Genomic DNA, 19,909 nt, shown 5'->3' with positions numbered 1-19,909 from the left:
GGTCGGTCATGTGCAGGGCGGCGGTGTGGCGCGGGCGAGGTGCTTGATCCGATGTCTGCCCGGCGCGCCCCTTGTAGGAGCGCGCCTTGCGCGCGACCGCTATCCCTCAACCCTTACGACTGGGCATCCCGCGGCGACGAATCCCCACCGTGCGACTCATGGCGCGGACGGGTCAGCAGGTCGCCCTGAGTAGGCGGCGTCCATCCCGACTTCTCCGACGAAGATGCCGGCGTGTGGGATACGTGCGACACGTTCGACGCTTCGGGCGACTTCGGTGTTACCGGGGCCGTAGCCGATGCCGACTCTTCAGGGGATGCGGCCGGGGCGGCAGCGACAGGCTTCGCGGATTCGTCTTCCACATGGCCTGCCTCATCGGCAGCCTTTTCGGAGGCGACCTGCTTGACTGGGGCAGCCGGGGTTTCCACGACAGGCGTTTGGGTTACCTGAGCTTCCTGTGCGTGAGCCTTCGGAGCTTCAGGGGCTGGCGCGACCGGTGCCTGGGTGTTGGGTGCTTCCGTAGCGTGAGCCGTGGAGGCTTCCTCAACCGGGGCGCCATGTTCGGAAGCCTTCTGGACGTCGGCGGCCGGAGCGTCCTGTACCGAGACCTTCGGAGCGTCTGTCGTCGGGGCTTCCTGCGCAGGAGCCGTCGGAGCAACCGATGCCTTGACGTCTGCCGTCGGAGCCTGGACCTCCGTCACCTCGGTCTTTGCAACTTCCACCGTTGCGGGCTTTTCAGCATCACGGGCCACGACCGGTGCGGGCGCAGCCGGGGCGGCCTGGCTCTGCTCCGCGGTAGAAGCGTGCGGCGTCGCTACTTCAGCCTTCTCGGCGGCGGCCACGGGTGCGGTGGCGATCACTGGCTCGACAGCCTTCGAGGGCTCGGAGGCTTCCGGCAGGAGACCGCGGGCCGGGGCGTCGAGTTCGGACGTCGGCTCCGGCTGCTCCTGGACGGGCGTCGGGGCAGGTGCCGCTACGACGGGCTTCGTTTCCTCTGCCTTCGCTTCGACAACCGCCGGGGCGGCCGGAACGGTCGTTTCCACAGGCGCGGCAACAGCCGGCGCCGGGGACTCGTTCTTCAGTGGGGCGTTCGATTCGGTCTGGCGACGTTCGGTCGTGCGCAGGTCGGCGGATTCCGCCGGCGTGGCCACGGGCTCGGACGAGATGGCGACAGACGTGACCTGCGCCGCGGCGGTGCTGCCCGGAATGGGCGGCAGCTTCGGCAGCGAAGGCAGGGTGAGGGCCGACGGTACCTTGTCGTCGTCATCGGTCGATTCGACGGCGGGGCGGGTGGCTTCGGTCTTCGGAGCCTCTACCTTGAAGGCATGGGTTGCAGCTTCCGCGGTGTCGAAGACCGGCGGAACGCTGTCGCTGTCACGGGCAGTGACCGGCGAGTTGTCCTCACCCTCTTCGTCATCGAGATCGTCGGCGCCCGCGGCACCATCGACGCTGGCACCCTGCGCACCGTCTTCCTGGCGACGACGGCGGCGACCGCCGCGACGACCGCGACGACGGCGCTGACCGCCTTCACCGGCTTCCTTCGTGCCATCGGCTGCGACGGACTCGGTGTTCTCCACTTCGCTGGTGGCTGCAGTGGCTGCAGTGGCTGCCGTGGCCTCGGCGGCCGTGGCGGCCACCGTAGCGGCGGCCGCGCCGGCGACGAGCAGCTTTTCGTCCACCACCGGGGCCTGCGCCGGCGCCTTCTCGGCGCGCGGCTGGACCGGCTGGGCGGGTGCGGCGGCCTTATCGGCCTTCTCCGTCACCTTCTCGGCCTTGTCTGCCTGCGGCACGCGCTCGCCGCGCGGCTGCTGCTGGCGGCGATTCTCGTTGCCGGCCTGCTGCGGGTTCTTGTCCTGCTCGTTACGTCCGCCCTGGCGGCCCTGCGACGGCTGGGTGTCCTTCTGGCGATTCTTGTCTTCGGCCTGCTGGCCCTTGCCCTGCGGCTGACCCTGGGCCTTGTTGCCCTTGGCCTGCTGCTGGCCCTTGCCCTGCGGGGCGTTGTCCTTGTTGCGCGGACCCTGGCGCTGCGGATCGCCGCTCTTGCCACGGCCTTCGCCACGACGCTCGTCGCGACGACCGTTGCGCTCGTTGCGGCCACCCGGGCGCGATTCGTCGCGGCGGGGGCTGGTAGCCGGCTGGGCGGCCGGTGCCGGCTGGGCGGAACCGCCACCGAACAGGGCGCCGAACAGGCGGGAGAAGAAGCCGCCGCTGGGCTTGGCCGCAGCGGCCGGCTGACGGGCTGGCTGCGCCACGGGCGTGGCTTCCGGCGTTTCATCACGGATAGGGGCCGGAGAGGCCGGCACGACGCCGGTCACCAGCGGCTGTTCGCCACTGCCCAGCATCTGGCCCATCTTCGGCAGCGGCGTGGCGAGCACGGGGGTGGTGCGCTCGTAGCTCGGCTTGCTGTGTTCGCCCATGTCCGCCTCGCGGATACGGGTGATTTCCAGATGCGGGGTTTCCAGCTTGTCGTCGGCGACCACGACCACGTGCACGCTGTGGCGCAGTTCGATCTCGACGATGCTGGCGCGCTTTTCGTTGAGCAGGAAGTTGGCGACCGACGGCGGTGCCTGCACCAGGACCTGCCCGGTGTTTTCCTTCATGGCGTGTTCTTCGATCAGGCGCAGGGTGGACAGCGCCAGGGACTCCACGCTGCGGATATGGCCGTGGCCTTCGCAGCGGGGGCAGACGATCTGGGTGGCTTCGCCGAGGCTCGGGCGCAGGCGCTGGCGCGACATCTCCAGCAGGCCGAAGCGCGAGATGCGACCGATCTGGACGCGGGCACGGTCGGCCTTGAGGGCGTCCTTCAGGCGCTCCTCAACCTCGCGCTGGTGGCGCGGGCTGTCCATGTCGATGAAGTCGATGACGATCAGGCCGCCGGCATCGCGGATGCGCAGCTGGCGGGCGATCTCGGTGGCGGCTTCGAGGTTGGTGTTGAACGCCGTTTCCTCGATGTCGCTGCCCTTGGTGGCCTTCGACGAGTTGATGTCGATGGCGGTGAGGGCTTCGGTCTGGTCGATCACGATCGAACCGCCCGAGGGCAGGCGCACATTGCGCTCGAAGATGCTCTCGATCTGGGTTTCGATCTGGTAGCGCGAGAAGAGCGGCGTGGGATCCTGGTAGAGCTTGAGCTTGCGCAGGTTGTTCGGCATCACCTGCTGGACGAAATCGCGGGCGTCCTTGAACAGCGACTCTTCGTCGATGAGGATTTCGCCGATGTCGTTGCGCAGGTAGTCGCGCAGGGCGCGGATGAAGAGCTTGGATTCCTGGTAGATCAGGAACGGCGCTTTCTGCGAGTTGGCGGCGGCCGAGATCGACTTCCACAGCTGCAGCAGGTAGTCGAGATCCCACTGGAGCTCTTCGGCGTCGCGGCCCATGCCGGCGGTGCGCACGATGAGGCCCATTTCGTCGGGCACGTTGAGGTGCTCCATGGCCTCCTTGAGGGCCTGGCGATCCTCACCCTCGATACGGCGCGATACGCCGCCGGCACGGGGGTTGTTGGGCATCAGCACCATGTAGCGGCCGGCCAGGCTGATGAAGGTGGTGAGCGCGGCACCCTTGTTGCCGCGTTCTTCCTTCTCGACCTGGACGATGATCTCCTGGCCTTCCTTCAGGAGTTCGCGGATGTTGGATTTACCTTCCGCGTTGGGATTGAAGTATTCCCGGGCGATTTCCTTCAGGGGAAGGAAGCCGTGGCGCTCGGCGCCGTAGTCGACGAAGCAGGCTTCGAGGGAGGGCTCGACGCGGGTGATGCGGCCCTTGTAGATGTTGGCTTTTTTCTGTTCGCGGGACGGGATCTCGATGTCGAGATCGTAGAGGTTCTGTCCGTCGACGATGGCCACGCGCAACTCTTCGCGCTGAGTCGCGTTGATCAACATACGCTTCATTGTAGATTCCTCGGCCTTGCCGCGCGGCCGCGCGCCGCGGTGGCGCCCAATTGGCGGCCTGCCGGGGATCGCGCCGCTGCGATGAGGCGTAAAGCGGCATAAGATCCGGGACCGATACCTGGGCCCGGCGTGATTCGTGAATAAGCGCCTTGCAACCGGCCCGCGTCCTTACGGATTAACCGGACAACCGCAACCCGAACCGTTACGATGTGGGGTGCCCAGCGCCCCCGACCCCTCGGACGGGTTGGCGCGACACTCGCCTTACGCGACGGAACCGGCACCCCGCGAGAGATGAGTCTTCAGCGGAGCCTGGCGCGAGCCGAGTATCCTATCAATTTCGAGTTTTATCAATGCAGACGGTAACTTCCCTCGACGGCGGCCAAGGTGTGCGCCTGGTCGAAATCGGTCCCGAGAGGGACGGCCAGCGCGTGGACAACGCTCTCATGACCCTCCTGAAGGGGGTGCCCAAGGGCCTTGTCTATCGCATCCTGCGCACGGGACAGGTGCGGATCAACGGCAAGCGCGCCAAGCCGGAAACCCGTCTCGCGGCCGGTGACATGCTGCGGATTCCGCCGGTCCGCGTCGCTGAACGGGAAGAGGGCGTGGCTCCGGCCGGCATGGTCCGGGCCGTCACGGAAGCCATCATCTTTGAAGACAAGCACTTCCTGGTGATCGACAAGCCGGTGGGCATTGCGGCTCATGGCGGCAGTGGCGTGAGTCATGGCGCCATCGAGCTGCTGCGTGCCGCCCGGCCGAACGAACACCTGGAGCTGGTCCATCGCCTGGATCGCGACACCAGCGGTGTGCTGGTGCTGGCCAAGTCCCGCTCGGGGCTCACGGGCCTGCAGGCCCTGATCCGTGACAACGCGGTCATCAAGCAGTACCTGTGCCTCATGGTAGGCACCCCGCGCCGGGCCAAGTTCGACGTGAACGAGCCGCTGCTGAAGTCGGTGATGCACGGTGGCGAGCGCATGGTGCGGGTGGACGACGCCGGCAAGCCGTCGCTCACCTTTTTCCAGGAAGTGGAGCAGTACAAGGGTGCCCGCCTGATGCAGGCCACCCTGGGCACGGGCCGCACCCACCAGATCCGCGTCCATTCGCAGTACATCGGCCACCCGCTGGCGGGCGACCCGAAGTACGGCGACGAGGAAGCCAACAAGCGCTACCGCGCCATGGGGCTGAAGCGGATGTTCCTGCACGCGGCACGCATGAGTTTCGACCTGGATGGTCGCAATTACGACTTTTCGGCGCCGTTGCCGGATGAATTGAAGACGTTCCTGGATAATCTCCGCGGCTGAAGCAGCCGCCCCTGTAGGAGCGCGCCTGCGCGCGACCGGCCAGGCGAAATCATCCGTCGCGTGTCGCAGACTTTTACTTTGCGCTCCGCCCCGGTCGCGCGCAGGCGCGCTCCTACACGAGGGCGACGCGTTACATGAGGTAGCGGGCGCTGACTTCCAGGGAGCGGAGGATGCCGCCGGTGAGTCCGGCCTGTAGCACCACGGCTGCCGCAGCATGGGCCAGGGCCACCGGCAGAAGCGAGCGGTGGTACATGTACCACCAGGCCCAGCCCAGCTCGGCCACGAAGCACAGCTGCATCAGCAATCCGTTCGGCGTGTGCAGCAGGGCGAAGGCCAGTGCCGTGAGCAACACGGCGAATGGCCGGGGCATCGTCCGGTCCAGCAGGCTTCCGGCCACCGCAAGCAGCAGCCATTGCTGGAACAGGGCCCAGCCGACATAAAGCGCGGCGCGCCCGGCCGGAGGCCAGGCCAGCGAATGGCCTGCGACGGCAACCAGGGCGATGGTCACGGGAATGGCCAGCAGGGGCCACCCTGCCATCCGCCACGATCCTGACCAGTGCCACGCAGGTATCAGGCGGCGCCAGGCCAGGGCGCCCGCATAGGCCACGCCCAGGGCGAACATTGCCACGCCAGCGGGAGATAAAGCCGGGCCTAGCCCCAGGCCGGCGATCAGCCAGAGCGGGCCGGCCAGTGCCAGCAGCGCATCCGTGGCTCCGGCTGCACCGCGCCGGTGGGCTCGCCGGCCGCTGATGACAAGAATCACGACATAGATGGGCAGGGGCAGCCAGGTCCAGCCCGTCCAATGGGGGCCCGGTGGTGCCTGCGACCCAAACGTCGCCAGCGGATCGCTTGCATAGCGTCGGTCACGCCAGTGCAGCAGGGCCTCGGCGCTGAGACCTGCAGGCATGGGCACGCCCGAGGTTTCCAGTGGCCCGGAGCCGGAAGACAGCCAGGCCTCGCGCAGCGTCAGGCTGGCCTGCGCGGGCAGGCGAACGCCCAGGCGCAGCATCGCGAGCCGGGGTGGTAGATCCGTGGGCCGTCCGGCCGCATCGCGCCACGCGAGCTGGTCGAGACGGATTGCCGTGGGCAGCCGGCCACGGGGCTGCTTGCCGAGATCGGCGAACAGCAGGGGCGAAATCAGCGTCTGGCGGGCGCTCAGGGTGTATTCGCCCGCAGTCGAGGCCGTCATGTCCAAACGCAGGGTGTCGAGCCGGCGCAGATCGACCGTGCGGGCGAGGGGAAAGCCGACTTCGTTCGGCCGGTCGTCCGTTGCCCGGACCTGTAATCCGTCATCCACCGGCTCGAGCTGGCCAGTGCCGAAAACGCGCCCGGCCACCACGTCGTCGCGCCCGGCAAAGCGCCAGTGCCAGGGTGAGTCGCCGCTGGCGAGGGCTGCCCGTTCCGCCGCCCCTTCGCGTTCAAGGGAGAAACGGATCACCCGCGAAGCAAAGGGCTGCACGAGGACGAACGCCAGCGCGGCCAGCAGGGCCGTCGCGATCATCGTCCACAATGAAGAGCTGCCGGGGCGCACGTCAGCGATCGAGCAGGGCCTCGACGCGGGCGGCACAGATGAAGTCGTTCAGCGAGAGGCCGCCGACATCGTGGGTGGACCACAGGATCTGGCAATGGCCGTAACCGGCTTCCAGGTCAGGGTGGTGGTCTTCCTGGTTGGCCATGAAGCCTACGGCGTTGATGAAACCCAGCGTGTGGTGGAAGTCCTTGAAAGGGAAGTCTTTCACAATGGCCTTGCCGTCGGCGGTCACCTTCCAGCCCGGCAGCGACGCCAGGTGGCTGTCGATGGCGGCGCGATCGAGCGCGTGCTCCGCGCCCTTGCGCGGCTGGCAGTGCTGGGAGGCGAGCGGGGAAAGCGTCATGGCCGGGCGTCCGTACGTAGAAAGCGTGAAGCGTGGCGTGCAGGCGGTTGAATTGTCAAAACGGCGCGCTCATGTGGAAACCGTACTAAAATGGTGCTGTTTTCCGGCAGCTCGACGGCCGGACCCGTTTCGGAGCCAACATGATCGATATCTCGGAACGCGCACAGGCGCATTTCCAGCGCCTCGTGGCGCAACAGGGCGAAGACGGCCTGGGCATTCGCCTGCGCGTGGTCGACGCTGGCACGCCCGCCGCCCAGTGCGAGCTGGAATTCTGCGCCGCTGGTGAACTCACGGGCGACGAGTGGACCATCGAATGCGAGGGCTTCAACCTCTATGTCGATGGCGAAAGCATGCGCTGGCTCGATCCGGCCAATATCGACTACGAGATGACGCCCACGGGCAGCCAGCTCAACATCCGTGCGCCGCGCATCAAGGGCGAGGCCCCGGGCGAGGGCGCCGGGCTGGTCGAGCGGGTGCGTTACGTGCTGGAATCCGAGATCGCACCGCAGATCGCCTCGCACGGCGGGCGCATTTCGCTGGTGGAGGTCACGGCCGAAGGCGTGGTGGTGCTGCGCTTCGGCGGCGGTTGCCACGGTTGCGGCATGGTGGATGTCACGCTGAAGAACGGCGTGGAGAAGACCCTGCGCGAGCGCATCCCCGAAGTGACCGAAGTGCGCGACGTCACAGACCACGAGACAGGCGAGAAGCCTTATTTCGAGCGCAAGGCCGGATAATCCAGGTAACGGTTCCGGCGTTCCGCAAGGATCACCTCACCGTTGTAGGAGCGCGCCTCGCGCGCGACCGGCATCGCGATCGGGTTGCACATGTAGGTACGCCCCCGTCAGGGCGCGTATGGCGAATCCGGTCGCGCGCGAGGCGCGCTCCTACAGGGGGTGACTTAATCCTGCACATGCCCCTCCAGCCCCTGCAACTTGGTCGGCAGGCTGGAGAAGTAGGCGGAGATGTCGCTGATGTCCTGGTCGGACAGCGTGGCCGCGAAGCCCTTCATGATGGCGTTGTTGCGGCGGCCGTCCTTGTACTCGTGCAGCGACTGCGCGAGGTAGTCGGCGTACTGGCCGGCGAGGCGCGGGTACTGCGGGTCGACGGCATTGCCGTCCTTGCCATGGCAGGCCACGCAGGTGGCGACCTTCTTGGCGCCGGCAGCCGGGTCACCGGCGGCCATGGAAGAGGTGGCAGTCAGCGCCAGCAGGGCGGCGATGGCGGTCAGGGCGATCCCACGGGTCATCGTATGCATCCTCGGCGGCTTACTTGGCGATGCTGGAGAGATAGGCGGCGATGTCGGCGATTTCCTGGTCCGACATGCTTTGCGCCTGCGCACCCATCGTCGGATGCGTGCGCTCGCCACTCTTGTAGGCCTTCAGCGCATTGACGAGGTATTGCTCGTTCTGGCCCGCGATATGCGGCACGTGGTAACTGGGGTAGGCATTGGAGTACCCCGGGATGCCGTGGCACCCCTGACAGGTATACACGAGCGTTCGCCCGTTGGCCTTGTTTCCTTCAGCGTGCGCCGCAAAAGCGGCGCACATGGCTACAGCGGTCAGACCAATCAGATGCAAACGCTTCATCAATGGGTTCCCTGGGTGCCGGGCGGGGCCGGGGTAAAAGTAGCTCCCGGAGTATAGAAGCGGTTCGCGACGCCCGACAACTCGCCCTGCACAAACCCTAGAGCAGGCTGCGCAGGATATGGAACCCGGCGATGTACTCGCCGGCGATGGTGCCGATGCACACCAGGAAGAAGTTGAGCAGCGTGCGCGCCACCCGGTTCTTCCACCAGCCCGTCCAGTGGGTGATGTCGTCGCGCAGGCGTTCGAAGTCGCCGACGCGCGGCTTGCGGATCCAGGCTTCGACCATCGCACTGATGGCGCCGGACGGAATGCCGGGGCGGAACGGCTTGATGGGGCCGGCAACGAAGGCCGCGATGATGCTCAGTGGATGAGCGCCCGCGATGAGCGCACCAAGCGCCGACAGGCCGCCGGTGAGCAGCACCCAGCTCATCAGCGCATCCTTGCCCAGGCTCGGATTGCGGTAGAAGGCGAAGCCGATCACGGCGAAAATCGCGAGCACCACGCCCACGGCGATGTACTTGGGCCACTTCGATGCCGGTGGAGTCACGGCGAGGTCGTCGGCCGTGGAGCGGGCATCGCCGTGCTGGTGGGCCAGCTGTTCGCTCATGCCCTTCAGATGACCGGCGCCGATCACGACCAGCACCTTGCGCGACGGTGCATCGGCGTCCATGCGTTCGCCATTCTCGCGAAGACGTGCAGCCATGAACTGGTCGCGTTCGGCGATCAGTGCGTGATAAAGCGGGGCCGAGCCCTTGGCGAAATCGCTGAAGGCACTTTCAAGAAGATCGGACTGCTTGAGCTTCTCGATGTCTTCCTCGGCGATGTCCTCGCGCTCGAACACACTGCCAAGCATGCCGCCGAGCAGGCCGAAACGCTGGAAGAAACCGACGCTGCGCCAGGCGCGCTTGAGCGTGGTGCCGACTTCGCGATCCACCAGCCACACGGGAATGCCGCGCGCTTCGGCGCCATCCATGGCCGCTTTCATTTCTGCGCCGGGTTCGATGCCGTACTGCGAGGCGAGGCGCTTCTGGAACGAGCCGAGAACCAGGCTTGCCGCCACCATGCCGGCCTTGCCCTGGCGGATGACCTGGAACAGGTCCAGCTGCTTGAAGGCTTCCGGATCGCGGATGCCGTGGGCACGGCTGGCGCAAAGCTCCACTGCCACGGCATCGAAATGCTCGGTGGCGAGCAGGGCATCCACCGCCTGCACACTGGCACGCGACACATGCGCCGTGCCGAGGATGACGTACTCGACGCCATCGCGCTCCATGCGCTGGATGGGCTGGCCTTCCAGGGCTGCGACGTCGGTGGTGGCTATCTCGTCCGGGAGCATTCGGTATTCCAGCGCGTTAGGAGTGGAGCGTGAACGGCGAACAGTAACTAGTGGGGCGTGAACCGCGAAGCGCAAGTAGGCGCTTCACGGCTCGTGCGATCCAGGCTCAGTCGCGGAAGCGCCTGGTCAGGTCGCCGTAGGCGTCGATGCGACGATCACGCAGGAACGGCCAGATGCGGCGCACATGTTCGCTGCGCTCCATGTCCACATCGCAGATCAGCAGTTCGGCGCCGTCGGTGCCGGCCTGGGCGAGGAATTCGCCCTGCGGACCCGCCACGAAGCTGGAACCCCAGAACTGGATGCCGCTGCCGACGCCCGAAGGATCCGCCTCGTAGCCCGTGCGGTTGCACGAGAGCAGGGGCAGGCCGTTGGCGACGGCATGGCCGCGCTGCACGGTGATCCAGGCCTCGCGCTGGCGGGCCTTCTCGGCGTCGTTGTCGTTCGGGTCCCAGCCGATGGCCGTGGGGTAGAACAGCAGGTCGGCGCCGGCCAGCGCCATGAGGCGCGCGGCTTCCGGATACCACTGGTCCCAGCACACCAGCACGCCGAGCTTGCCCACCGAGGTGCGGATCGGCTCAAAGCCGATGTCGCCCGGCGTGAAGTAGAACTTCTCGTAGAACGCCGGATCGTCGGGGATGTGCATCTTGCGGTACTTGCCGGCGATCTCGCGCGAGCGGTCGAAGACCACGGCGGTGTTGTGATACAGGCCGGTGGCGCGCTTTTCGAAGATGGACGCGACCACGACGAGCTTCAGCTCTTCGGCGAGCTTGCCGATGCGGTCGGTGCCTGGGCCCGGGATGGTCTCGGCCAGGTCGAATACATCGACACTCTCGTGCTGGCAGAAATACGGGCCGTTGTGCAGCTCCTGCAGCAGCACCAGTTCCACGCCAGCGGCCGCGGCCTTGCGTAGGCCCGCCTCGATGGCGTCGAGGTTGGCGTCGCGGCTGCCGTGGTCGGTTTCCTGGAGGAGGGCGACCTTGAGGGTCTTGCGGGTCATGTCGTCGATCCTCGCGCGGCTCTCGCCGCGCTGTGTAGGTGAATTACTTGGCGATGTCGGCCGGCAGCTGCATGGTGATGCAGTGCAGGCTGCCGTTTTGCCAGATCAGCGGGCGGCAGGGCACCTGCACCACCTCGCGGCCCGGATGGGCCAGGCCGATGATGCGGGCGGCCTCGGCATCCACGCGGTCGCCATAGGCAGGCACCAGCACGGCGCCGTTGACGATCAGATAGTTCGCGTACGACGCGGCCAGGCGACGGCCTTCGTCGATGATCGGCTGGGCCCAGGGCAGCGGATGCAGCGGATACGACTGCCCTTCCGGCGAACGCAGGGCCGCCAGTTCCTTGCCCATCTCGCCCAGCTCCGCGAAATGCGGGTCGCTGGCGTCGTCGCAGGCCTGGTAGACGATGCTGCCGTCCGGGCTGAAGCGGGCGAGCGTGTCGATGTGGGCGTCGGTGTCGTCGCCTTCGAGGTAGCCGTGGTCCAGCCACAGCACGCGGTCGGCGTGCAGGGTGGTGGCGAGCGTGTCGGTCATCGACTCCCGCGAGAGCTGTGGGTGGCGCTGGTTGAGGCACTTCCACGTGGTGAGGATGGTGCCCTGGCCGTCGCTCTCGATGCCGCCGCCTTCCAGTGCCCAGTCGATGCGCTTGTGCGGCAGGCCGCAGAGCACGCCGCGCTCAAGCAGGCCCGCGATGATGGCGTCGTCCTGCTCGGCGCCGAACTTGCCGCCCCAGCCGGTGAAGCGGTAGTCGTTGAGCAGCACGCCGTCCGGGCCCGTGAGGGTGATGGGGCCGGAGTCGCGCAACCAGGTGTCGTCGTAGGGCAGTTCGATGAAGTGCAGGCGCGACATGTCGGCGCCGGCCTGTTCGGCCAGCAGGCGGGCGCGTTCGCGCAGCTCGGCATCGGCCACGATGACGTGCAGCGGCTCGAAGCGGGTAACGGCAGCGGCCAGGGCGACGTAGGTGGTCTCCACCTCGGCCAGGCGGTCGGCCCAGTCGGTATCCGCGTGCGGCCAGGCAATGAGGACGCCGGCCTGCGGCTCCCATTCGGCGGGCAGGCGGTAGGAGGAGCGCTCGGTCATGGTCGGAAGGGGCTGCTTGGGGAAAGCCGGCTATTGTAAGGCTTCCAGATGACCCTTGCTGTGTAGGAGCGCGCCTCGCGCGCGACCGGCCTTACGACCTCCCCGGTCGCGCGCGAGGCGCGCTCCTACAGGGCAATGAGGCGATCGTGCGCGGGGCGTTGTAGGAGCGCGCCTGCGCGCGACCCAATGTTCGCGAGGAGCCGGTCGCGCGCGAGGCGCGCTCCTACAGGGGGGGCGAGGGGTTCGTGTTGTTGCCGGCCGGGGTGTTGAGCACCGTGTGGATCACCCGGCTGCGCTCGAAATACACGATGTATCCGGGGTACATCCAGCGGTTGATCACCGGCTGCTTCGGCTTGCCGCCGCCACGGGCGTCCAGCTTCGATGTGGGCGCGCCGAAGCGGCGCTCCACCTCGGCCATGGACATGCCCTTGGCGGGCAGGTTCATGCCCTGCTCCTGCTGCACGCGCTGCACGAGCAGGTTATCGCCGGCACGGGCGGCAGGCGTCAGGGCGAACGCCAGGGCGAGCGCGGCGAAAACAGGCTTGTACATGGACATAGGAACTCCGTCGCGCTCCCCAAGGCGGCGCAGGACGCCGTTGTAGCAGATCGCCCCGGGGCACGCCACGACCGCCACGCTGCCGTCTTCACGGCTGTGTGCTACGTCGCGTTTCGGGCGACGCGGCGCGGCCGGGCCGTTATCATGCGCAGTCGCCTATCGCTGATTGCCCATCATGATCTCCTTCCGCAACCTCGCCCTGCGCCGGGGCAGCCGCACGCTGCTCTCGCAGATGGACCTCACCATCCAGTCCGGCTGGAGCCTTGGCGTCATCGGCCGCAACGGCTGCGGCAAGTCCACGCTGTTCGCCGCGCTGAAGGGCGAGCTGGAACCGGAAGTCGGCGATCTCGACATGCCCTCGAAGGTGCGCCTGGCCTCGGTGGCGCAGGAAACCCCGGCGCTGCCCGATCCGGCCATCGAATACGTGCTGGGCGGCGATGTCGAGGTGGCGGCGGCCCTCAAGGCCGAGCAGGAGGCCTACCTGGCCGAAGACCACGAAGCCGTGGCCCGCGCCCACCATCGCATCGAAGAGCTCAACGGTTACGACGCCCGCGCCCGCGCCGGTCGCCTCATGCACGGCCTGGGCTTCAGCCCGGAAACCCACGAACAGGCCGTGGCCTCGTTCTCCGGTGGCTGGCGCGTGCGCCTCAACCTGGCCCGCGCGCTGATGGCACCGTCCGACCTGCTGCTGCTCGACGAGCCCACCAACCATCTCGATCTCGACGCCGTGCTGTGGCTCGAGGAATGGCTGCGCCGCTACCAGGGCACGCTGCTGATCATCTCGCATGACCGCGAGTTCCTCGATGCTGTCACTTCGCACACGATGCACCTGCACGACGGCACGGCGAAGCTCTACACGGGCAACTACACGGCCTTCGAACGCCAGCGCGCCGAACACCTGCGCCAGCAGCAGATCGCGCACGAGCGCGAGCAGGCCGAGCGCGCCCACCTGCAATCCTTCATCGACCGCTTCAAGGCCAAGGCCAGCAAGGCCAAGCAGGCGCAGTCGCGCATGAAGCGCCTGGAAAAGATGGCCGGCACCGAGGCCGTGCGCGCCGAGCGCTCCTTCAGCTTCTCGTTTCCCGCACCGGATCGCCTGCCCACGTCGATGCTTCAGCTCGATCACATCGACGCGGGCTACGGCTCGCACGTAGTGCTGCGCGATGTGGCCTTCGGCCTGGAATCCGGCGACCGCATAGGCCTGCTCGGCCCGAACGGCGCCGGCAAGTCCACCATGGTGAAGTCGTTGATGGGCGAACTGGAGCCCATGACCGGCGAGCGTGGCTTCCACAAGGATACGAAGATCGGCTACTTCGCCCAGCACACGGTGGAAAGCCTGATCGAAGGCGCGAGCCCGTTCGACCATCTCCAGCAGAAGGCGCCCAATGCCGGTGCGCAGATGCTGCGCGATTACCTCGGTACGTGGAACTTCCCCGCCGATCGTGCCTTCGAACCCGTGGACGCGTTCTCCGGTGGCGAGCGTGCGCGACTCGCCCTGGCACTCATCGCCTGGGACAAGCCCAACCTGCTGCTGCTCGACGAACCGACCAACCATCTCGACCTCGACATGCGCGAAGCGCTGGCCGATGCCTTGTCCGCCTTCGATGGCGCGCTGGTGCTGGTCTCGCATGACCGCCACCTGCTCGGCATGGTCTGCGACGAGTTCTGGCGCGTGGCCGACGGTGATGTCTCGCCGTTCGACGGCGACCTCGACGACTACGCAAAGTGGCTGAAGACCCGCGCCACCACGCGCAAGACCGCAGCCGTGGCTTCCGCTGCACCCGAAGCGCCGATCCAGAGCTCCTCGAAAGAGAAGCGCAAGCTCAGTGCCGAGGAACGCGAGAAGGAAAAACCGCTGCGCGCCCGGGTGAAGAAGATCGAAACCCTGATCGCCGGCATGGACAAGGAGCTGGCCGCCATTGAAGCCAAGCTTGCCGATCCGGCAGTCTATGGCGGTTCCACGGCGGAACTGATGCGCCTGGGGCAACGTCAGGCCGAGCTGCGCGGGGAGAAGGAATCCCTCGAACTGGAATGGCTCGACCTTCTCGAAAAGCTCGACGCCTGACATGGCCGACGTCCTGCACCTGCTGCTGCCCGGCCGCGACAAGCTCGCGCCTATTCCCGCCTTCGCCCAATGGCTTGCGCGGGGCACGTCGCTGTCATCGGCGGTGCCGGGTTATCTTGCTGCGCTGGCGGAACATTTCCGCTGGCCGGCGGGTCCGTTGCCTGCCGCCGCGCTGATTCGCCAGGCCGTTGCCGGTGATGCCGGCAATGCACTCTGGGTCTGCGCCGATCCGGCATGGGTACAGCCGGAGCTCAACGGTGCACGACTGCTTGGCTGCGGCAATCTCGGCGTGCTGCCGGAAGAAGCGGCGAACATGGTGGACGCACTGGCTGAAACCTTCACCGCCGAAGGCATGAGCCTGTCGGTGGGCGATCCGCAGCACTGGCAGCTACGCGTGCCCGACTACGTGCAGGTACCGTCGTTCCCTGAGCCGGAAGAAGCGCTGGGCGCCGATCTTTTCGAACAACTGCCCCAGGGCGATGACGGCCGGCGCTGGCGCGCGCTCATCAATGAAGCGCAGGTGGTACTGCACAATCATCCGGCCAATGCCCTGCGCATGCAGGAAGGCCTGCCGCCGATCAACAGCGTATGGCTGTGGGGCGCGGGCGTGCTGCCCGACTGGGTGGAATGCGGCCAGCAACGTATCTACAGCGACGACCTGCTGGTCTGGGCCTTGGCCCAGAAAGCCAACGTAGACATCCAGCCAAGGTCGTCACTCCCTGTAGGAGCGCGCCTCGCGCGCGACCAGGCGCCGAGTGATAACGCCAGCAACCAGACATCTCGCGACACCGGTCGCGCGCAAGGCGCGCTCCTACAGGTGAGCTTGCTTGATCTTCAGGATGTGCAGCCCACCGCTTTCGAACGCGACTGGTGGCCCTGGCTGCAGTCGCGCATCGAGGCAGGCGTGGAACTTCGCCTGTCCTTTGCCGATGGCCGGCGCATGGTGCTGCGCAAGCTTCATCGCCTGCGCTTCTGGCGCAAGGCATGAGCGGCAAGCAGTGGCACCGGCGTGCCATGGAGGCACCGCCCAGCGGCTGGTCCGCATGGACGCATCCGGTGCTTCAGCGCATCTATGCCGCGCGAGGCGTCTGCACGCCTGATGGTGCGGAACACAAGCTGGCCCGCATGCTGCTGCCGACGCAACTGGGCGGCATGGATCGCGCCGTGGCCCTGCTTACCCAGGCCATCGACGAGAACTGGCGCATCGTGGTCGCGGGCGACTACGACTGCGATGGTGCCACCGGCACGGCAGTGGCTGTACGTGGATTGCGTCTGCTTGGCGCGACCCAGGTGCGCCATGTCATTCCTAATCGCTTCGTCCACGGATACGGCCTGAGTGAAGCGCTGGTTGCCTCGCTTGATCCGGCACCCGAGCTGATCGTCACCGTCGACAACGGCGTGGCGAGCGTGGCCGGTGTAGCCGCTGCGCATGCGCGCGGTATCCGTGTGCTTGTCACCGATCATCATCTGCCGGGCGATGTGCTGCCCGACGCCGATGCGATGGTGAATCCGAATCTTTCCGGTGATGGTTTCCCGAGCAAGGCGCTAGCGGGGGTAGGCGTCATGTTCTACCTCTTGCTCGCCTTGCGTGCGTCATTGCGCGAGCAGGGGCGTTTTGCCGAAGGCGAAGAGCCAGACCTGAGCGTGCTGCTGGACCTCGTTGCACTGGGGACCGTCGCCGACCTCGTGCCGCTGGATTTCAACAACCGCATCCTCGTCGAAGCGGGTCTGCGGCGCATGAGGGCAGGGCGTGCCTGTGCCGGCATCACGGCGCTGGTCGAGGCAAGCAATCGCTCCGTTGCCACGGTAGCCGCCACCGATCTCGGTTTTGCCATTGGCCCTCGGCTCAATGCAGCGGGACGCCTCGAAGACATGTCGCTGGGCGTGGCCTGCCTGCTCACCGACGACATGGCCATTGCCCGTCGCTATGCGGAACAGCTGTCTGCCATCAACCAGGAACGCCGCGAGATGCAGGCGGGCATGGTGGACGAAGCCGAACGCATGGTGGCGAAGGCGGCCCACGTGGATGCCGTAGGCGTGGCACTGTTCGATCCCGGCTGGCATGCGGGCATCGTGGGCCTGGTGGCCTCGAAGCTGAAGGACAAACTGCATCGTCCGGTCATGGCGTTCGCGCCAGCGGGTGACGAAACGGACGAGCTTCGAGGTTCGGCACGTTCGATTCCCGGCTTTCATATCCGCGATGCGCTGGCGGAAATCGATGCGAAGCATCCTGGCCTGATCCTGCGTTTCGGTGGCCATGCCATGGCTGCCGGCATGAGCCTGCGCAGTGAAGATTTCGCACGTTTTGCCGCCGCCTTCGATGCCGTGGCGATCGCTCATCTCGACGAAGAGCGCTTGCAGGCATCGATCCATACCGATGGCGAACTGGATTACCGCGACCACACGCTGGAACTGGCAAAGCAGCTGCGTCACGCTGGCCCATGGGGGCAGGGCTTCCCGCCGCCACTGTTCGAAAACGTGTTCGAATGTGCGTCGTGGAAGCCGATGGGAACACGACACCTGCGTTTCCAGCTGCGCCACGAACAAGGTGGCGCCCCGCTGGATGCCGTGATGTTCAGCTGCTACGACGGCACGCCGCCCCCACAGCGTTTCCGTGCAGCCTACGAGCTGACGGTGAACGACTGGCAGGGCAGGGAAAGCGTCCGCCTGCTGCTCACCCACCTGGAACCCATGTAATCAGTCGTCCCCTCACGTCGTTCCTGCGCACGCAGGAACCCAGTGCGATGCAGTGGGTTTTCGCGGGCATGCTGCCTACATAAGGCCGATGTAACGTTGCCTTGTTTTCTGGCAGACCGAGGCGCTGGGTTCCAGCGTTCGCTGGAACGACGGGGTGGCGGCTTGCCGTTACCTCACTACCCCTCACGTCGTTCCTGCGCAGGCAGGAACCCAGTGCGATGCAGTGGGTTTTCGCGGGCATGCTGCCGACATAAGAGCCGATGCAACGTTGCCTTGTTTTCTGGTGAACCGAGGCGCTGGGTTCCAGCGTTCGCTGGAACGACGGGGTGGCGGCTTGCCGTTACCTCACTACCCCTCACGTCGTTCCTGCGCACGCAGGAACCCAGTGCGATGCAGTGGGTTTTCGCGGGCATACTGCCTACATAAGAGCCGATGTAGCGTCACCTTGTTTTCTGGTGAACTGAAGCGCTGGGTTCCAGCGTTCGCTGGAACGACGGGGTGGCGGGCTGCTGTTACCTCGCTACCCCTCACGTCGTTCCTGCGCAGGCAGGAACCCAGTGCGGTGCAGTGGGTTTTCGCGGGCATGCCGCCTACATAAGAGCCGATGTAACGTTGCCTTGTTTTCTGGCAGACCGAAGCGCTGGGTTCCAGCGTTCGCTGGAACGACGGGGTGGCGGGCTTGCCGTTACCTCACTACCCCTCACGTCGTTCCTGCGCACGCAGGAACCCAGTGCGATGCAGTGGGTTTTCGCGGGCATGCTACCTACATAAGGCCGATGTAACGTTGCCTTGTTTTCTGGTGGACCGAGGCACTGGGTTCCAGCGTTCGCTGGAACGACGGGTGGGGGCATCTGGCATAGTTGGTACATTCGTTTTGCTGCTGAGCCACCATGCGTCCAACCGCCCTTAAAGCCGTGGCGATCGCCTTATCATCGGCGCTGTTCTTCACCTTCACCTACGTACTCAACCGGGCCCTGGTCAGTGAGGGGGGCCATTGGCAATGGGCGGTGGTGCTGCGTTATCTCATCACCTTGCCTTTGCTTGCCCTCGTGTTGCCGTTCCAGGGAGGGCTCGGTGGCTTGCCTCACGAACTGCGCACCTATCCGCGCACCTGGCTCCTTTGGAGCGGCATCGGCTTCGTATTGTTCGGCCTGCCGCTGACCTGGGCCGCCAACAGCGGCCCATCGTGGCTGGTGGCCGGCAGCTTTCAGACGACGGTGCTTGCCGGGCCGCTCCTGGCGCCCTTCATTTACCGCGATGAGCGCGCCCGCTGGCACCTGGGCACACTGTCCATCGGCCTGCTCATCCTCGCAGGTGTCTTGCTCCTGCAATTGGGTCATGCAAACGGCACCCTCGATGCCGCGGCATGGTTTTCGGTGGCAGCGGTGGTTTTCGCCGCCTTTGCCTACCCGCTGGGTAACCGGATGATCCTGCTGCACCTGGAGCGCAGCGGCACCCGGCTGGGCGCGGTGCAGCGCGTGTTCGGCATGACCCTCGCCAGCTGGCCGCTATGGCTGCTGCTGGCGGTAGTGACCTGGATGACCGTGGGGCCGCCCACGCTGCGGGAGGCACTGCTGGCCGGCGGTGTCGCCTTGTCGTCGGGCGTGATCGCCACGGTGCTCTTTTTCCACGCCACTGAAAGCGTCGGCCGGCAGCCCACCGCGCTGGCGGCGGTGGAAGCCATGCAGGCGGCGGAACTGCTGTTTGCCACGGGCATCGGCGTGGCCTTCCTCGGCGAGCCGTTCCCCGACACGCTGGCCGCCTTCGGTGCCGTGGCCATCGTGCTGGGCATCGTTCTTTTCGCCTGGGTCAGTGGGCGGGAATCAGCGGTCGATCCTGCTTCGACGGGCGACAGAGGCGCCTGAGGCGCGGTCGGCGTACGCTGTGTAGACCTATCGGAGGCTTCCATGAAGATCGCCGCTTTCGCCTTGCTCCTGGCGCTGCCAGCGTTCGCCCAGACCTCGCCGCCGCCAGGCACCCATGGCGAGCCCGCCCCCTCGGCCGAGCCGATGCGGCGTTTCGAATGGCGCGACGCCCAGGCAGGTTTCACCTTCGTTGGTCCGGCCCGCTGGGCGGGCGTGGTGCAGGCGGTACGGTTGGAACACGGGGATGGGGTGCGTTTCGTGGCGGGTGGCAAGACCTTGCTGACCCTGCATAGTGGGGATGAGGCCAAGGCCAGGATTCTGGTGGCCTCGGGCGACCGGGAGCTGTCCCGGCATGACGGGCGGGTGGTGACCATCACGCCGGGGGACGACGGAGAAGGGCTGGGGCTGTCGGATGACGAGCTGGCGGCGGCGGTGCAGTGGGATGGGGCGGCCTCGGGCGAGGCGTCGCGCTAGCCTTTCTGCATGGATGGGCCTCGATACCCATGACTCTGTAGGAGCGCGCCTTGCGCGCGACCGGTTTTGGCGGAATGGACAGGGATCGCGATAACCGGTCGCGCGCAAGGCGCGCTCCTACAGGGTGCGATTGATTCGTCAGGGATATTGAACCGGATGGCTTGGCTTATCGATCCGACTCAATTCAGGGTCTAACCTGTCT

At 66.5% G+C, this 19,909-nt stretch carries 16 protein-coding genes; 7 read left to right on the top strand and 9 right to left on the bottom strand.

From position 1 onward, the window contains the following. Window positions 1-113 precede the first annotated feature (113 nt). Window positions 114-3,872 carry a ribonuclease E gene (gene rne, locus KR767_RS00525; protein ID WP_425602758.1) on the bottom strand — a complete coding sequence of 1,253 codons (3,759 nt, stop codon included), beginning with the start codon at window positions 3,870-3,872 and terminating at the stop codon, window positions 114-116. Between the two features lie 452 nt (window positions 3,873-4,324). On the opposite strand from rne, the gene KR767_RS00520 reads away from it, so the two are divergent. Further along, window positions 4,325-5,179 (top strand): RluA family pseudouridine synthase, encoded by an 855-nt coding sequence (locus KR767_RS00520; protein ID WP_250877764.1) that lies wholly within the window; start codon window positions 4,325-4,327, stop codon window positions 5,177-5,179. 130 nt (window positions 5,180-5,309) lie between these two features. On the opposite strand, the gene KR767_RS00515 is transcribed toward KR767_RS00520, so the two are convergent. Both KR767_RS00515 and KR767_RS00510 read right to left on the bottom strand, forming a co-directional pair. Beyond that, window positions 5,310-6,710: a CPBP family glutamic-type intramembrane protease gene (locus KR767_RS00515; RefSeq protein ID WP_250877763.1), complete on the bottom strand. Its 1,401-nt coding sequence runs from the start codon at window positions 6,708-6,710 to the stop codon at window positions 5,310-5,312. 1 nt (window position 6,711) lies between these two features. Next, the gene (locus KR767_RS00510; protein WP_166947199.1) at window positions 6,712-7,053 is read right to left on the bottom strand and encodes a 4a-hydroxytetrahydrobiopterin dehydratase; all 342 of its coding nucleotides are present in this window, start codon (window positions 7,051-7,053) and stop codon (window positions 6,712-6,714) included. Between the two features lie 140 nt (window positions 7,054-7,193). Here KR767_RS00510 and KR767_RS00505 point away from each other — a divergent pair, with 140 nt between their 5' ends. Next, window positions 7,194-7,787 (top strand): NfuA family Fe-S biogenesis protein, encoded by a 594-nt coding sequence (locus tag KR767_RS00505; protein ID WP_250877762.1) that lies wholly within the window; start codon window positions 7,194-7,196, stop codon window positions 7,785-7,787. A gap of 164 nt (window positions 7,788-7,951) precedes the next feature. On the opposite strand, the gene KR767_RS00500 is transcribed toward KR767_RS00505, so the two are convergent. From KR767_RS00500 to KR767_RS00475, 6 genes are all read right to left on the bottom strand, one after another. Then, window positions 7,952-8,299 carry a c-type cytochrome gene (locus tag KR767_RS00500; RefSeq protein WP_166947197.1) on the bottom strand — a complete coding sequence of 116 codons (348 nt, stop codon included), beginning with the start codon at window positions 8,297-8,299 and terminating at the stop codon, window positions 7,952-7,954. Window positions 8,300-8,318: 19 nt separating this feature from the next. Then, window positions 8,319-8,639 (bottom strand): c-type cytochrome, encoded by a 321-nt coding sequence (locus KR767_RS00495; RefSeq protein ID WP_425602713.1) that lies wholly within the window; start codon window positions 8,637-8,639, stop codon window positions 8,319-8,321. Between the two features lie 97 nt (window positions 8,640-8,736). Beyond that, window positions 8,737-9,972, bottom strand: a complete 1,236-nt coding sequence (locus KR767_RS00490; protein WP_166947195.1) for a TraB/GumN family protein — start codon at window positions 9,970-9,972, stop codon at window positions 8,737-8,739. Between the two features lie 106 nt (window positions 9,973-10,078). Then, window positions 10,079-10,969, bottom strand: coding sequence for a carbon-nitrogen hydrolase (locus tag KR767_RS00485; protein WP_250877761.1), 891 nt, complete (start codon window positions 10,967-10,969; stop codon window positions 10,079-10,081). Between the two features lie 43 nt (window positions 10,970-11,012). Next, window positions 11,013-12,050, bottom strand: a complete 1,038-nt coding sequence (locus KR767_RS00480; protein ID WP_250877760.1) for an agmatine deiminase family protein — start codon at window positions 12,048-12,050, stop codon at window positions 11,013-11,015. A 223-nt stretch (window positions 12,051-12,273) separates the two neighbouring features. Continuing rightward, window positions 12,274-12,600, bottom strand: a complete 327-nt coding sequence (locus KR767_RS00475) for a hypothetical protein (protein ID WP_250877759.1) — start codon at window positions 12,598-12,600, stop codon at window positions 12,274-12,276. A gap of 181 nt (window positions 12,601-12,781) precedes the next feature. Here KR767_RS00475 and KR767_RS00470 point away from each other — a divergent pair, with 181 nt between their 5' ends. The 5 genes from KR767_RS00470 (at window position 12,782) to KR767_RS00450 (ending at window position 19,707) form a co-directional block, all read left to right on the top strand. After that, window positions 12,782-14,671, top strand: a complete 1,890-nt coding sequence (locus KR767_RS00470) for an ABC-F family ATP-binding cassette domain-containing protein (protein ID WP_250877758.1) — start codon at window positions 12,782-12,784, stop codon at window positions 14,669-14,671. A 1-nt stretch (window position 14,672) separates the two neighbouring features. After that, entirely contained in the window at window positions 14,673-15,659 is a 987-nt protein-coding gene (locus KR767_RS00465) for a phosphoglycerate mutase (protein ID WP_250877757.1), read from the top strand. Next, entirely contained in the window at window positions 15,656-17,368 is a 1,713-nt protein-coding gene (gene recJ, locus KR767_RS00460) for a single-stranded-DNA-specific exonuclease RecJ (protein ID WP_250877756.1), read from the top strand. The genes KR767_RS00465 and recJ overlap by 4 nt, the downstream gene beginning before the upstream one ends. Before the next feature lie 890 nt (window positions 17,369-18,258). Beyond that, window positions 18,259-19,233 carry a multidrug resistance efflux transporter family protein gene (locus tag KR767_RS00455; protein WP_250877755.1) on the top strand — a complete coding sequence of 325 codons (975 nt, stop codon included), beginning with the start codon at window positions 18,259-18,261 and terminating at the stop codon, window positions 19,231-19,233. Window positions 19,234-19,275: 42 nt separating this feature from the next. Next, the gene (locus KR767_RS00450; RefSeq protein ID WP_166947187.1) at window positions 19,276-19,707 is read left to right on the top strand and encodes a hypothetical protein; all 432 of its coding nucleotides are present in this window, start codon (window positions 19,276-19,278) and stop codon (window positions 19,705-19,707) included. Window positions 19,708-19,909: the final 202 nt, after the last annotated feature.

This window comes from Luteibacter anthropi (assembly GCF_023699965.1).
Taxonomy (GTDB): Bacteria; Pseudomonadota; Gammaproteobacteria; order Xanthomonadales; family Rhodanobacteraceae; genus Luteibacter; species Luteibacter anthropi.
The sequence above is the reverse complement of the archived record's forward strand: the minus strand, read 5'-3'. Positions and strand labels throughout refer to the sequence as shown.

Excerpts from the sequence above, each read along its gene's own strand:
- KR767_RS00450 (WP_166947187.1), top strand. The coding sequence starts at position 19,276 with ATGAAGATCGCCGCTTTCGCCTTGCTCCTGGCGCTGCCAGCGTTCGCC.
- KR767_RS00485 (WP_250877761.1), bottom strand. The coding sequence starts at position 10,969 with ATGACCCGCAAGACCCTCAAGGTCGCCCTCCTCCAGGAAACCGACCAC.
- recJ (WP_250877756.1), top strand. The coding sequence starts at position 15,656 with ATGAGCGGCAAGCAGTGGCACCGGCGTGCCATGGAGGCACCGCCCAGC.
- KR767_RS00465 (WP_250877757.1), top strand. The coding sequence starts at position 14,673 with ATGGCCGACGTCCTGCACCTGCTGCTGCCCGGCCGCGACAAGCTCGCG.
- KR767_RS00470 (WP_250877758.1), top strand. The coding sequence starts at position 12,782 with ATGATCTCCTTCCGCAACCTCGCCCTGCGCCGGGGCAGCCGCACGCTG.
- KR767_RS00480 (WP_250877760.1), bottom strand. The coding sequence starts at position 12,050 with ATGACCGAGCGCTCCTCCTACCGCCTGCCCGCCGAATGGGAGCCGCAG.
- rne (WP_425602758.1), bottom strand. The coding sequence starts at position 3,872 with ATGTTGATCAACGCGACTCAGCGCGAAGAGTTGCGCGTGGCCATCGTC.
- KR767_RS00475 (WP_250877759.1), bottom strand. The coding sequence starts at position 12,600 with ATGTACAAGCCTGTTTTCGCCGCGCTCGCCCTGGCGTTCGCCCTGACG.
- KR767_RS00455 (WP_250877755.1), top strand. The coding sequence starts at position 18,259 with ATGCGTCCAACCGCCCTTAAAGCCGTGGCGATCGCCTTATCATCGGCG.
- KR767_RS00495 (WP_425602713.1), bottom strand. The coding sequence starts at position 8,639 with ATGAAGCGTTTGCATCTGATTGGTCTGACCGCTGTAGCCATGTGCGCC.
- KR767_RS00490 (WP_166947195.1), bottom strand. The coding sequence starts at position 9,972 with ATGCTCCCGGACGAGATAGCCACCACCGACGTCGCAGCCCTGGAAGGC.
- KR767_RS00520 (WP_250877764.1), top strand. The coding sequence starts at position 4,325 with ATGACCCTCCTGAAGGGGGTGCCCAAGGGCCTTGTCTATCGCATCCTG.
- KR767_RS00500 (WP_166947197.1), bottom strand. The coding sequence starts at position 8,299 with ATGACCCGTGGGATCGCCCTGACCGCCATCGCCGCCCTGCTGGCGCTG.
- KR767_RS00510 (WP_166947199.1), bottom strand. The coding sequence starts at position 7,053 with ATGACGCTTTCCCCGCTCGCCTCCCAGCACTGCCAGCCGCGCAAGGGC.
- KR767_RS00505 (WP_250877762.1), top strand. The coding sequence starts at position 7,194 with ATGATCGATATCTCGGAACGCGCACAGGCGCATTTCCAGCGCCTCGTG.